Below are 13,713 nucleotides of genomic sequence, written 5' to 3' on the forward strand. Positions count from 1 at the left end.
CTCGCCGCCACGCTCATCATCTTCCGGCGGGTAGCGTCTGTGCGGTGGATCTGGGCTATGTGGGGTTCAGGGTCGAGGGATGCTCTGTGGTCATGCCGTTCAAAAAGCCGCCGGGTCGAGACTTAGAGCCGGAGCAAATGGAGTTCAATCAGCGGTTGGCCAAGGTTCGGGTCAAGGTGGAGCATCGGATTCGCTCACTGAAAATTTTTCGGATTCTGAAGGGGGTTTACCGAGGACGGCGACGACGGTTTGAGCTACGCTTACGGTTGATCGCCGCTCTTGTTAATCGGATGATTGGGGGATAATTATTTTCGCAAGAGGTCTACTAAATAGTCGAACAAATCTATGCGCGTACTTGTTGTTGAAGATAAAGCACCCATCCGTGAGCAAATCGCCAGTGATCTCAAAAAAAATGGTTTTACTGTTGATGTCGCTAGTGATGGTGCTCAAGGTTTATATATTGCAACTGAATATCCGATTGATATTGCAGTCATCGACCTCGGCCTCCCCCATGTGACAGGTCTTGAGATCATTCGTAGCGTGCGTGCCAAAGGCTTGGAATATCCCATTGTCACTTTGACCGTGCGTGACCGTTGGGAAACTAAGGTCGAAGTTTTAGAAGCAGGGGCTGATGATTATCTCGTCAAGCCGATTCATGCTGAAGAACTCGCCGCACGTTTGCGGGCTTTATTGCGCCGCACCAAAGGCTGGACTCAAGCTGAACTCTCTTGCCCGCCGATTCGGCTGAATCTGTCTGAGCAGCGTGTCTATGTGGATGAAAATGAAATTACCCTGACGGCTTATGAATATCGTGTGCTTGAACACTTGATGTTACATGCAGGCCAAGTGATTTCTAAAACTCATTTAACCGATAGCTTATATGAAGAAGACGCAGACCGTGACAGTAATGTCATTGAAGTCTTTATTCGGCGCTTACGTCAAAAACTCGACCCTGCTGAAACGCTCAAACCGATTGAGACTTTGCGCGGACGTGGTTATCGTTTTACTTTAGACTGCCATCGGCCAAATAATTAGTCATGATGGGTTCGTTACGCAGCCGCCAGCTGGTTAGCGGCTTTACGATTATTGTGATTGGTATTTTAATCTTAGGCGTACTCCTGAGTTTAAGTATTTATCAACGTAAAACCGAAGCAATTAGCTTAGAACTCGAGCGAACGGCCTCTGATCTCCTCGGCTTCATTGAATATGAGCGTGGCAACTTCTTAATTCCTGAGCGTAATAAAACGGCCGCTGAACAATTTATTTCCCGTAACCAACTGGTACAAGATCGGAAGCGTCGGTTTGCCTATATTTGGGATCGCCAACAAAATCGGATTATTTGGAGTTCCATTGATAACGAAGGTGTTGACTTAAACCGTACCGATTTATTCTTTGCCTATTTTGATTTTGAAAAGCTCTTCAACGATCCTGAAGTGCAAAACTTTACCCCCTTTGCAGATCGTATGAAGTCCACCCCCTCACCCACAGGGGCTAGCCAGACCGAAGAAAAATTCCATCCTGAAGAATATATGGTTGCTGTGCAACACTTCTCGTTTCGTGAGAACGCAGAAGAAGGCACTAGCTCCAATCGGCATTATTTATTCATTGTGGCCGAGTCCATGAAGAATGTAGATAAAGAAATTGATGACCTCGTGATGGTCTTTTCAATTTTATTTTTTGCCTCAGTCATCCTTATTCTGATTGCACAACTGGCCTCTAGCTTTTGGGTGGTCGCCCCTATTCGTGAATTTGAAGAAGAAGTACGCGCCATTGAGGCAGGTAATAAAGAAACTATCCAAGATGAATATCCTGACGAATTAGTGCCGATTAAAAATACCATCAACGCCTTAATTGGCCATGAGAAAGGTCAAAAACAGCGTTATAAAGATTCATTAGACGATTTAGCACATAGCTTAAAGACACCACTCGCCGCCATCCAATCCCATTTAGAAGGTGGCAGCTTCCAAGATGTACCGCATGATCATGTCGGTTTAGCGGGGATTGCCGCTGAAATTGAGCACATGCAAGAAATTATTTCGCGTCAATTGCGTAAAGCGATGGTCACAAGCGAAAACGCCATTATTATGTCACAGCCGATCCGTCCTATTCTCACGCGCCTAGCGAGCACGATGCATAAAGTACATCGTGGCAAAGACTTTGAGATTCGGGTGAATGTAGACGAATACGCCAAATGCCGTTTAGATTCTGAAGACCTCATGGAGCTATTCGGCAACCTGATTAATAATGCCTGCCGTTTCTGTGATCGCTTAGTCGAGATTTCAGCCTTCCGTGACAATGATATGCTCGTCATTGATATTGATGATGACGGCATGGGTTTCCCGAGTGAAAACCCGTCCAAACTGCTCAAACGAGGCATTCGTGAAGACAGTAAAACCGAAGGCCAAGGCATCGGTTTAGCCGTGAGCACTGAAATCGTCTCTGCCGTTGGTGGCAAGATTGAATTGTTGGTTTCACCCTATGTCGGTGCTCGGGTACGCCTGTACTTACCGACCTAAGCTTAGCTAAACTCAATAATAATAGTTAACGTGCTGTTTGCAAAACACCCGCTCCAGCACTTAAACCTTGAATCAAGGGTCGATCTAAATCAAGGACATAGGCTTGTGGTATCGTCGCTTGGGCAGGTTGCACAATTCGAACTAGATAAAATAAGGTGCGACTTGTCTTAGCCTTCAAGGCTAAATTAGCTAAATAACGATCAGGCCAAAAGCTTTCTTGCACCGCTGCCGAATAAGCCATCGTTTCAGCCACAGAGACAGCCATGTCCTCTAGCTTCAAGGCCTGTAGCCGCTCATTAGCCTGTAAATCGCCGGATTCTAATTCAAAACCTGACGGTAAGAGATCAACCACTAAGGCATGTGGAATCGGTTCAGGGGTTTCGATATTCAAGCGGGTTAATACTAGATCACCGACTTTTAAATCAGCAGGCGTCAAGGCTTGGCCCGCCAAATTATACCATTTGCGCTCAATACGAATCGGTTTATCCGTCGCTGCAGGCCTTGATTTAGGGTGAGCTTGGGTCAGCAGACTGACATAAATAGGCTCATCATTTTTAGTCAAGACACTCGTCTCAGCCTTAAACTCATTCACACAGCGATTAAAACTACCGGTTTGTGCCAAGTCCAATACTTGCCCATCGAGCACTAATTGCGCTTGCCAAGTGTCCTTAGCTTGGTTTTCCAATAAGCGCCCCAACAAAAACACAAACGCCTGCTCTTGAGTACTTAAATCGGGATTCTCCTGAAGCTTATACAGAATAGACTCCAGCTGGATATTTAAACTAGGTATGGGGTGCTTAGCTAATACTAGATGATACAGGGACATCAAACGATCACGCAGCACACTACCATAGTCACCGAGATAAGTATCTGCTTTACGTGGCAAACTCAGACCGTGCTGAATCAATTCATCCCCGCGTGTACCCTCACCCTGCAGTGTTAAAGCCAAGCCTAAATTGACCAAACTTAAGCCGAATTCCATTTGTGGAGCGGTTTTATCTGCAAAAATCTTTAAATCATTTAAACTGAGCTTATGCTCCCGCGCTAGCACATAAGCGGTATAAGCACGCACCGCTAAATCCATTTGCACGGCATTAGCGGCCATCGGATAGCGCTCTTCTAAGGATGGCGTTTCTTGCCTCCAATTTTCTTGCAAATGGGCTAAAGCCGTATCCAGCAGGGTGGCGGGTACTGTAAAACCTTGCTCACGGGCATCCAACAAGAAATTCGTCACATAAGCATTTAGCCAATACTCTTCTACACCGGGTTGCGCCCAAAGCGTAAAACCACCATTAGGCAGCTGCATACTCCGTAAACGCATTAAAGTCTCTTGAATCTGCTGAGTGCGCTGTGCCAACGACATAGCGGGTAAATCCCATTGTTGCACAGCCGCTTCATCGAGAAATAAATAGGGGTAAGTGCTACTAACGATTTGCTCTAAAGAATGATACGGATAATTCAATAAGCTACGCACCACTCCAGCCACCGGCAAACTCAGATTCTTGGAGATGCTTAAACAGGTTTCTGCGGTATTCGGTAAATAATCCGTACTGACTTGCTGACGCACATCGAAGCTTTGCCCGACACCCACTAAAGTCTGCTGCTGATACGCGACTGTCGCTGCATACGCGGGACGTATCGGAATCGCCAAATCTCGTTTGAAATTAAAATCTTTCCCGACTAGCTCGACTTGAATTTGCCCTAATCCCAGTGCACTTAACGTAGTTAGTGGTAATTGAAGGGCTTCCAGTTGGCCTTTACTGAGGTTTAATTCCCGCTCAAGACTCGCCCCCTCCACTAAACCATTACTGGTCACTTTCAGCTGCACTGATTGATCATGATCCCCAGTATTTTTAAGTTCTAATTTTAAAAAGCCTTGATCACCCGCCGCTAAAAATGCAGGGGCTTCTGCTTTAAGCTGAACAGGCGCGACTACTTGAATTTCTTTGCTGACACTGCCTAATTGCTCTACCCCCATTGCTACCGCGCTTAAGTGAAGTCGCCCCGTGAAAGCGGGCAAATGCAGCGTCAATTCTGCCCTGCCCTCTGCATCAAACTGCACGGGTTCACTGACCAAAGCAGTGAGTGTCTGACCTAGACTTGGCAGTAAAACTTTGGGAGTCGTGGTCGCAAGCGGTTGGGATACCGGAACAAAAGCTGTTAATTCAGTTGGCGTAATCAGTTGGTTGTAACTATCGTATAACGCCGTGTCATACGCATGTGAACTAAAATAAAAGCTAAACGGATCAAGATTAGGCATTGGTGCGTGACTCAATAAGCGGCTATCTACCGCCGATACCGTCACTAAACCTTCCTGTGCTGCTAGATTAGCGGCCTTCACCACTACTTTTAAGGCTTGCTCTGCCATCATCACATCCGCCACTTCCAAGCTCAGCTCTAGCTGGCGTTCACTGCGATCAAGCACTATGGGTAAAATACCTAAACGCCGTTGAGGTTGAGTGGCTTGATTGAGTTCAGCCGTTTGTAAGGCATGCACGGAAACATACAAATCATGCCGTTGCCAAGTTTTATCAAGCGGTAGCTCTATCACCGAACTACCTGCATTTAAACTGAGTTGTTGACTCCATAATAATTGCCCGCCTTCAATCGTCACTAAAGCTTCAGTTTTAGCGGGCAAATTGACGGTTAGTTGAGCCGTTTCACCGGTTTTATACACGGCCTTATCTAATTTAAGCTCTAAGGTATTCGGCTGAGCAGGCGAATTACTGACAGTTTGCCAACCTGCCTTAAAAACATAGGCCGTTTTCAGCTTGGTATCAGCATCCTCGAGTTCTAGTCGATATTGTCCAGAGCTGACCAGAACCGCTAATTGCCCTGCTTGACCTGCAGGAAGCTCGACGCGCTGTTGCAACACAGGGTATTGATTACGGATACCGCGCTGCTGCCATCCCTTATTCTGTTCATACTCCCAATAATAATCATAGGACTCACTGAACAAGGTCGCTGTTAAATGCTGGGCGGCTAATAAATTAGCGGCCGGATCAACCCGAATAATTTCAAAACGCGCCTCTGAGTTGGCTGGCACAGTCGCTTGAGTGAATAACGGCTTAATCCCAACTAAGTGCTGGCTAGGCCAATAGCTTTGTTGCAGCTCACTCGACACGGGGCGACCACCGACTTCCAAAATACTCGCGCTGACCGTCGTTTTGAGCGGTGATTGAATCGTAGTAGCAACGGGTGGAAACTCTAAAAAGCCACTACCCTGCTCATTTAAACTCGCCTCTGGTAAGTTCAGACTGTCTAACTGTTTAGTATCTTCAGGTACACCAAAGACATAATCTTTAAAAGCCTCACCCAAAGGCTGCTGCTCAATTTGCAAATAGCGAGTCGCGACTACGGTTTGTTTCGCGGTCGGCCCACCGTGCACATAACTACCTTGCACAGAAACAATCTGCTGATCATCTCGAGTTAATAAAGGCTTAGCACCACTTAACACCAAATTCATTCGCTCAGGCTGGTAGTTTTCTACTTTAAACTCAAAAGCCTCAATCACTTTAGTTTCATCTTTTAGGCGTAATTCAGCTCGCCACAATCCGGCGGGCGCATCATCTGCCAAGCTAAACCGCTGCAAGTAATAACCTAAATTCGGGGTAGTGGCTGTTAAGGCTTCCTCCCAAATCACTTTGCCATCGGGGCGCACGATACTTAATTTTAAGGGGCTAGTTGCGACCAAGCCATCTTGATCACGCAGCAGAATATTTAAGTTCAGTGTGTCACCGGGGCGATACAGCGCATGCGAAGCATAGATATAAGGATCAATCTCTTCCTCAGGTAAACCGTGAATAGGAAAGTTCGATAAATCTAAGGGAGGCAAGCGTAAATCAAGAAAAGCAAATTGATTCTCTGGACTAGTCGCTGTCATAAAAAACGCCTTTTCAGGGTATTTAGCAAAACTGGCACGCCCATGCTCGTCTGTGACCGCTTCTAGGACTGTTTGATTATCTTTAAGCTCAATTTTAACCCCACGCAAAGGCTTAGCCGAATCCAAGGCATGTACAAAGACTTCTAACTTTTTTGGATAAACTCGTGCCTGCAAACCAAGATTCGTCACCACAAAATAGATAATCCGATAAGCTTTATCGGTAAAGCGCCCCGGTTGGCGAATCACCGCAAAATATAAACCGGGTTGTTTCAAAGCCTCAATTTGATTGATCGGCAAAATGAACGTTTCTCGAGCGTTCGGCTTAGCATGGGTAGGATAACGAGTGGTATAGACACTGCTAGTCATCTGGTGAATTTCTTCTAACTCCCAAGATTGCAAGCGATCATCTAAGCGAATTGCTTTAAATACCTCGCCTAGCTTTTCAGGAGGTACGCGCAAAAACTCCACATCCAATTCGGGGACATTGACGACTCGAATCGGTAAACCCGTTGCTAATTGCTGAGGAAGCAAACTACCTTTACTCGCAAAATCAAAAGCGGGCTGAATTTCACGAGTCGCTATTTCAAAATCGAGAGGTTTTAAGAGTTTTAAGCCATTCTTAGCAGTTACGCCCGGGCGGACTTGAATCCGATAGCGGGTATTAGGTTGAATTTGAGTAAAGTATAAACGGCGCGGGCTATCTATCACCGTCCAAGTCCCCTCGACAGCTTTGCCTGCCTGCGTAATCGTGAAAAACTCCGCCGGATCAAGATTCGTATCTAAATCTTGGGAAAACGTCACCACCAAAGCGGGCGCTTTGTCGATGGTTTGCTCGGCCGCATTCACTAACAACATTTCAGATAACAGTTGCTGATTGGTATAACTAGCGGCTTTGAATGTCGTTTGTTCCTCAGCCCAAGCACTCTGTACGCTCAAGAACATAAACAAGCTGATTAATAGCGATTGCCAATTAAATAGCGGGTGCAAGCCCATTGCTAAACTCCATTGTTCTTAATGTTGTCTACATCACATAATAACTTTGGGAACAAGCAAGCTCAGAACACTATAGATACATCCACCTACCCAAAGAAATATTTTATGTTTTTAGCTATTTTGAGGGAAAACAGGAGGAGTGAAAAGAAACAATAGTATTTAAAGTGGCGTCCCCACGGGGATTCGAACCCCGGTTACTGCCGTGAAAGGGCGGTGTCCTAGGCCTCTAGACGATGGGGACGCTGTTTAAACGTCAAACTCAATTGTAAAGTTGGCGTCCCCACGGGGATTCGAACCCCGGTTACTGCCGTGAAAGGGCGGTGTCCTAGGCCTCTAGACGATGGGGACGTCGTAAAACAGTTTTTAATCCTTGTCGGTGCTACGCGGTTCTAAAAAGATATTCGTTGATAGACCCGCAAACATTAACATGAACCCGAACGGCACTGCCATAAAGCAGGCTTGCGCCCAGTTTTGAATGTCTTTATACAGTAAAACAAACCCTGCGATTAAAGTAACTACTGTTATTAACAATCCAACAAAAAACACAATTCGACCTAGCAGCAATAACATGACTTGCCTCACTGGTCTAAGTTCATCGGAAGCTTTGGTGGAGCTAAGCGGGATCGAACCGCTGACCTCTACAATGCCATTGTAGCGCTCTCCCAGCTGAGCTATAGCCCCCCGAAGAAGCGCGAATTCTGAATTAATCCGCGCTGACTGTCAAGCCTTTATGGGCATTTTTTCTATATAGTCGATTGCCGCTTGAATACGCTCAAGGCTGCGCTCGCGCCCAATCAAACCTAAGGTAATTTCAAGCGAAGGTGAAGAAGCTGAACCTGTCACTGCCACCCGCAAAGCCGGTCCTACTTTACCTAACTTCACCCCTAAAGCCTCACAGGCTTGCTGAATCGCCTGATGAATAGACTCAGCATCCCAGTTCGCTACATCGACCAAAGCCGCATGCACCGCTTTTAAGTAAACAGCAGTTTCAGGTTTAAACTGTTTCTGTACCGCTTGAGGGTCATAATCTTTAATCGCCTCGTAGAAATAACGACTGCTTGCAACCAATTCGGCTAGGTTTTTCACGCGCTCACGTTGAGCAAGAATCACTGCCTCTAAGCTAGGTCCGGTACGGGTATCGAGTTGTTGATGGGCTAATTGCCATTGTAATTGCTCAGCAATGACTGCTACAGGTAAGGTTTTTAAATAATGTTGGTTCAACCACACCAGCTTGTCGGGATTAATAGAAGACGGTGCACGATTAATTCCACTCAACTCAAAAAATTCGATCATTTCTTGGCGGGAAAAAATCTCTTGATCACCATGCGACCAACCTAGCCTTACCAAATAATTAAGCAAGGCCTCGGGCGTATAACCTTCGTCACGGTATTGCATCACGTTCACCGCCCCATGTCGCTTAGATAAGCGTTGCCCGTCAGGGCCTAAAATCATAGGTACATGGGCAAATACAGGAATTTGATGCCCCAATGCCCGCATAATATTAATTTGGCGGGGGGTATTATTGATATGGTCATCGCCACGGATCACATGCGTGATACCCATATCCATATCATCAACCACTACCGATAAATTATACGTCGGCACACCATCAGAACGCGCAATGATTAAATCATCTAACTCCGTATTGCTAATCACGATCTTGCCACGAGCTTGATCGTCAATCTCAACCACGCCTTCCAATGGATTTTTAAAACGCACTACGGGCGCTACCCCAGCCGGAGGCGTTTCTTGACTATCGCGCCAACGCCCATCATAACGGGGTTTTTCTTTACGTGCCATTTGCGCTTCACGCATTGCGTCTAGTTCTTCTTTCGAGCAATAGCAATAATAGGCATGCCCGCTATCCAACAGCTGCTGGACAACTTGTTTATAACGATCAAAGCGCTGTGTTTGATAGAAAGGGCCTTCATCATAATTCAAACCCAACCAATCCATCGCGTGCAAAATCGCATCGACCGAAGCTTGCGTTGAACGCTCTAAATCGGTGTCTTCAATCCTGAGAATAAAATCGCCGCCCATTTTGCGAGCATATAACCAAGAAAACAAAGCAGTACGAGCGCCACCAATGTGCAGGTAGCCAGTGGGACTAGGAGCAAAACGGGTTCTGACTTTCATATTCAACTCGAGAAAACAGCGTGAAGCGCGAAGAGTAGCAGTTTGGCATTAGAGAGACTAGGGCTAGCCTTGAGTCCAATCGTCTAAGACTAAATTGTGAGGGTGACTTTAGCTAATTCCAAGCTAAATTATTGGTATGCATTTTATTCACTATGACCTACACAACACGGACAAGTCCTTCAACTTGCCAATCAACTTCCTTCAAACGTAAATTATCCAAAGCATAGTGCCCAGCCATCCGATCTTTAATCTCAAAGGTTTTTATTGTGAAATTTTTATAACGCGGGCTAATCCTATACTAGTACGCTCAAGGTTTGCCTCAGCATCCCGCAAGGCATCAGGCAAAGTTACTACACCCGGCACAATGCTAAATACCGCATCAATACCCTGATCATACACTGCCTCCGCTCCAGCGGTAATCGAGCCAGCTAAGGCAATCACGGGTACACCATGCTGCTTTGCACGCCGCGCCACACCTATTGGCGTTTTGCCGTGAGCAGTCTGACCATCAATCTTTCCCTCTCCTGTGATGACCAGATCAGCATCCCTGACATGCTCATCAAACCCGCAAGCATCCAATACAATATCCACCCCGCTTTTTAACTGAGCGGGCAAGAATGCCATAAATGCAGCCCCCAATCCGCCCGCAGCCCCGGCACCCTGTAAGCTCCCTACATCCCGCCCGGTCAAACTTTGCACCAAGTGGGCAAAGTGTAAAAGAGCAGCATCCAATTCCCTTACCATTGCATCATTCGCGCCTTTCTGCGGAGCAAACACAGCCGCAGCCCCACGCGCACCCGTCAGTGGGTTATCCACATCACAAGCCACCTCAAATACACAGTGCGCCAAACGTGGATCAAGCGTACTGACATCAATGTATCGTAATGACTGCAAGCCAAGACCTCCGGGCGGGATGGTTTGTCCATTGGCATCCAAGAGCCGCACACCTAATGCTTGCAACATCCCAGCCCCAGCGTCATTAGTGGCACTGCCGCCCAGCCCGATGATAAAACGGCGCACCCCCTGATCCAGCGCCGCCATAATCAATTCACCCGTGCCATGTGTGCTGGTAATACACGGGTTACGCTCCTCAACGGCAAGCCGCTCCAACCCTGATGCTGCGGCTACTTCAATCACCGCCACAGGTTCTCTGGCATTATTCAGTAAACCCCAATGGGCAGTAATCTCCCGCCCCAGCGGATCAGTGACTGTGTGGAACATGAATTGCCCTTGGGTTGCGGACACGAGTGCTTCCGCTGTGCCTTCGCCACCATCTGCAACGGGCAATAGCAGCAATTCAGCTTGCGGCAATACCTGACGGACCCCGCGTGCCATTGCGGCAGCAGCTTTAGCAGCGGAAAGACTTTCCTTGAAGGAGTCAGGGGCTAGTAAAATTTTCATAGGATTCTCGTGCAGACAAGGCACTCTAGGGCGTATTAGAGTGCCATCCCAGTATCCGCATCAAATAACATTGTTTTGCTGCTGTCGATCAAAAACTGTGCGTATTCTCCCTGCTTCACGCTCTCACCTGCTGGCAAACGGGCAATGATAGCTTGCCCACCAAAATTCAGGTTGACGTACAGGTCTGGGCCAGTAGGCTCAACTACCTCAATCTCCATCCTAAAACTGTCTTTAGCGCCTTGATCAGCCAATGCAATCCACTCAGGACGCAACCCCAGCAATAACTTACCTCCAGTTATTGCAGCAGCGTTGACTCCTACGGGTATTGACAGGCGCTCCCCACTAGCCATGATCAATTGTCCATCCTCAACTGTCACAGGCACTAAATTCATTGGCGGTGAACCCATAAAGGTCGCAACAAAGGTATTGGCAGGGCGATCATAAATATCGGAGGGCGTACCAAATTGCTGGATGAGGCCGTCTTTCATCACCGCAATGCGGGTTGCCATTGTCATGGCCTCAATCTGGTCATGGGTGACATAAACAATGGTGGTCTGTAACCGGGTATGGAGTTTCTTGATTTCGGTGCGCATTTCAACCCGTAGCTTGGCATCAAGGTTGGACAAGGGTTCATCAAATAAGAATAGTTTAGGCTCACGTACCAAAGCCCGCCCCATTGCCACCCGCTGCCGCTGCCCGCCTGACAATTGTCCCGGCTTACGTTGCAGCAGGTGTTCAATTTGTAATAACTCCGCGACCTTTTGGATACGTACTAAGCGCTCAGGCTTGGGTACACCGCTCATTTCCAAAGCAAAACCGATATTGTCCGCAACCGTCATGGCTGGGTATAGCGCATAGGACTGAAACACCATTGCAATATCACGTTCTTTGGGTTCTAACGTATCCACCACTTTACCACTAATGAGAATGGAACCGGAGGTTTGTTGTTCCAAACCTGCAATAATCGACAATAGTGTCGATTTGCCACATCCCGAAGGTCCGACCAAGACCAGAAAATCACCCTCGTCGATGGCTAGATTGATATGCTTTAACACATGGACAGAGCCATAACTTTTAGTGAGGTCTTGTACTGCAAGATTACCCATGATTTATCCTTTAACAGAGCCTGCCATCAAACCACGCACGAAAAACTTCCCAGCAAACACATACACCACTAAGGTTGGAATAGCTGCAATCATGGCTGCCGCCATGTCTTGGTTGTACGCCTTAGTTCCAGTGGTAGTATTAACAAGGTTGTTCAGTGCCACCGTCAGCGGTTGGTTTTCGCCCCCTGTGAACGCCACACCAAACAAGAAATCGTTCCAAATGCCGGTAAACTGCCAAATCACCGCCACCATAATGATGGGCCACGAAATGGGTAGCAAAATACGGTAAAACGTCATCCAAAATCCTGCGCCATCCACTTTTGCCGCTTTAATAATGTCATCAGGGACTGTCACGAAGTAGTTGCGGAAAAACAGCGTGGTGAAAGCTAGGCCATACACAACATGCACCAATACCAACCCTGAAATACTGCCTGCCAAGTGAAGCTTTCCAAGCGTGAATGCCATTGGGATCAACACGATCTGAAACGGAATAAAACTGCCAAACAGGATAATGCCGAATATCAGGTTATCGTATTTGAAGCGCCATTTAGTCAGCACATACCCATTCAATGCGCCAAGGCTGACTGAAATCAGCACCGCAGGAATCACCATCAGGAAGGAATTCAGCACATTGCCACGCAAGCCCGTGCAGCGCACACTAATGCAAGCCTCACTCCAAACATGACCAAACGCTTGGAATGATGGATTTTGCGGCAGGGCAAACAGGTTGCCTTGCTGGATTTCTGGCATGGTCTTGAGCGCTGTCAGAAACATGGTGTAGACAGGGGCTAAAAACAAAATCGCAAAAAAAACCAACACCGCATAAACCAACACCCGATTGGCAATCCGTTGGCGCTGACGGCTCTTGGTAGCGCGTGCATCTAGATTAGCTGTAACTACATTAGCGTTTGTCATCTTTCAGCTCCATGTAAAGGTAGGGGATGACAATCGCAGCAACCGTCATTAGCATAATCACGGCACTAGAAGCGCCCAATGCCAGATCATTGCGGTTGAAGGTCGTCGAATACATGAAGGTTGAGGGCAATTCGGTGGAGATACCCGGCCCCCCCTTGGTCAAGGCAATTACAAGATCGTAACTCTTGATAGCAAGATTTCCCTCTACTACCAGCACTGTCATAAAAGCCGGACGTAGCGCTGGAATAATGATACGTGTATAGGTTTTCCAAGGAGATGCGCCATCAACCCGTGCCGCTTTCAGGATTTCAGTGTCCACACCGCGCAAGCCCGCCAAGAAAATTGCCATCACAAAGCCGGTCACTTGCCAGACTCCCGCAATCACCACGGTATAAATGGCCCATTCAGGATCCACCAACCAACGGAACTTAGCTTCCACAAACCCCCAATCATGCAAAAGCTTTTCAATGCCCAAGGATGGGTTAAGCATCCATTGCCAAATGACACCCGTAACCACAAACGAAAGTGCCATTGGGTAAAGATAGACAGTACGAAAAAAACCTTCAGCACGAATACGCTGGTCAATGAAAATGGCAAGCAGTAGACCCAGCAGAGTACCTAGCACCATATAAAGCCCACCAAAAATAACCATGTTATGCACAGCAATATGCCAGCGGTCATTTGAGAATAGGCGCACGTATTGGTCAAAACCAACGAAATCGAATTTCGGAAACATCCGTGAAGATGTTAGCGATAGCACGAA

10 protein-coding genes and 3 tRNA genes are annotated in these 13,713 nt (G+C 47.2%); 3 read left to right on the top strand and 10 right to left on the bottom strand.

Translation table 11 applies throughout. The features are described from left to right. From B5D50_RS11480 to B5D50_RS11490, 3 genes are all read left to right on the top strand, one after another. Positions 1–305 (top strand): transposase family protein (locus tag B5D50_RS11480; RefSeq protein ID WP_143594345.1); only part of this gene is annotated, 305 nt, incomplete at its 5' end. Between the two features lie 40 nt (positions 306–345). Further along, on the top strand, positions 346–1,035 hold the full coding sequence (locus B5D50_RS11485) for a response regulator transcription factor (RefSeq protein ID WP_078922787.1): 690 nt from the start codon (positions 346–348) through the stop codon (positions 1,033–1,035). A 2-nt stretch (positions 1,036–1,037) separates the two neighbouring features. Beyond that, positions 1,038–2,516 carry an ATP-binding protein gene (locus tag B5D50_RS11490; protein ID WP_078922788.1) on the top strand — a complete coding sequence of 493 codons (1,479 nt, stop codon included), beginning with the start codon at positions 1,038–1,040 and terminating at the stop codon, positions 2,514–2,516. A gap of 25 nt (positions 2,517–2,541) precedes the next feature. On the opposite strand, the gene B5D50_RS11495 is transcribed toward B5D50_RS11490, so the two are convergent. From B5D50_RS11495 to B5D50_RS11540, 10 genes are all read right to left on the bottom strand, one after another. After that, a complete protein-coding gene (locus B5D50_RS11495; RefSeq protein ID WP_078922789.1) occupies positions 2,542–7,392 on the bottom strand; it encodes an alpha-2-macroglobulin family protein in 4,851 nt (1,616 codons plus the stop codon). Between the two features lie 165 nt (positions 7,393–7,557). Further along, a tRNA-Glu gene (locus B5D50_RS11500) sits at positions 7,558–7,633 on the bottom strand. A 31-nt stretch (positions 7,634–7,664) separates the two neighbouring features. After that, a tRNA-Glu gene (locus B5D50_RS11505) sits at positions 7,665–7,740 on the bottom strand. A 15-nt stretch (positions 7,741–7,755) separates the two neighbouring features. Continuing rightward, positions 7,756–7,962, bottom strand: coding sequence for a hypothetical protein (locus tag B5D50_RS11510; RefSeq protein ID WP_078922790.1), 207 nt, complete (start codon positions 7,960–7,962; stop codon positions 7,756–7,758). 35 nt (positions 7,963–7,997) lie between these two features. Next, positions 7,998–8,073, bottom strand: a tRNA-Ala gene (locus B5D50_RS11515). Positions 8,074–8,112: 39 nt separating this feature from the next. Further along, entirely contained in the window at positions 8,113–9,528 is a 1,416-nt protein-coding gene (gltX, locus tag B5D50_RS11520; RefSeq protein WP_078922791.1) for a glutamate--tRNA ligase, read from the bottom strand. Positions 9,529–9,789: 261 nt separating this feature from the next. Further along, positions 9,790–10,929: a glycerate kinase gene (locus tag B5D50_RS11525; RefSeq protein ID WP_078922792.1), complete on the bottom strand. Its 1,140-nt coding sequence runs from the start codon at positions 10,927–10,929 to the stop codon at positions 9,790–9,792. A gap of 35 nt (positions 10,930–10,964) precedes the next feature. Beyond that, complete coding sequence (locus B5D50_RS11530) at positions 10,965–12,035, bottom strand: ABC transporter ATP-binding protein (RefSeq protein ID WP_078922793.1); 1,071 nt, start codon at positions 12,033–12,035, stop codon at positions 10,965–10,967. Positions 12,036–12,038: 3 nt separating this feature from the next. Next, positions 12,039–12,950: a carbohydrate ABC transporter permease gene (locus B5D50_RS11535; protein WP_078922794.1), complete on the bottom strand. Its 912-nt coding sequence runs from the start codon at positions 12,948–12,950 to the stop codon at positions 12,039–12,041. Continuing rightward, positions 12,937–13,686, bottom strand: a complete 750-nt coding sequence (locus B5D50_RS11540; RefSeq protein WP_234975865.1) for a carbohydrate ABC transporter permease — start codon at positions 13,684–13,686, stop codon at positions 12,937–12,939. The genes B5D50_RS11535 and B5D50_RS11540 overlap by 14 nt, the downstream gene beginning before the upstream one ends. Between the last annotated feature and the right edge of the window lie 27 nt (positions 13,687–13,713).

Origin of the sequence: Thiothrix eikelboomii, assembly GCF_900167255.1 — a bacterium.
In the GTDB taxonomy this organism is placed as follows: domain Bacteria; phylum Pseudomonadota; class Gammaproteobacteria; order Thiotrichales; family Thiotrichaceae; genus Thiolinea; species Thiolinea eikelboomii.

Coding starts and splice junctions, on each gene's coding strand:
- B5D50_RS11540 (WP_234975865.1), bottom strand. CDS start 13,686: ATGTTTCCGAAATTCGATTTCGTTGGTTTTGACCAATACGTGCGCCTA.
- B5D50_RS11525 (WP_078922792.1), bottom strand. CDS start 10,929: ATGAAAATTTTACTAGCCCCTGACTCCTTCAAGGAAAGTCTTTCCGCT.
- B5D50_RS11530 (WP_078922793.1), bottom strand. CDS start 12,035: ATGGGTAATCTTGCAGTACAAGACCTCACTAAAAGTTATGGCTCTGTC.
- B5D50_RS11485 (WP_078922787.1), top strand. CDS start 346: ATGCGCGTACTTGTTGTTGAAGATAAAGCACCCATCCGTGAGCAAATC.
- B5D50_RS11495 (WP_078922789.1), bottom strand. CDS start 7,392: ATGGGCTTGCACCCGCTATTTAATTGGCAATCGCTATTAATCAGCTTG.
- gltX (WP_078922791.1), bottom strand. CDS start 9,528: ATGAAAGTCAGAACCCGTTTTGCTCCTAGTCCCACTGGCTACCTGCAC.
- B5D50_RS11510 (WP_078922790.1), bottom strand. CDS start 7,962: ATGTTATTGCTGCTAGGTCGAATTGTGTTTTTTGTTGGATTGTTAATA.
- B5D50_RS11490 (WP_078922788.1), top strand. CDS start 1,038: ATGATGGGTTCGTTACGCAGCCGCCAGCTGGTTAGCGGCTTTACGATT.
- B5D50_RS11535 (WP_078922794.1), bottom strand. CDS start 12,950: ATGACAAACGCTAATGTAGTTACAGCTAATCTAGATGCACGCGCTACC.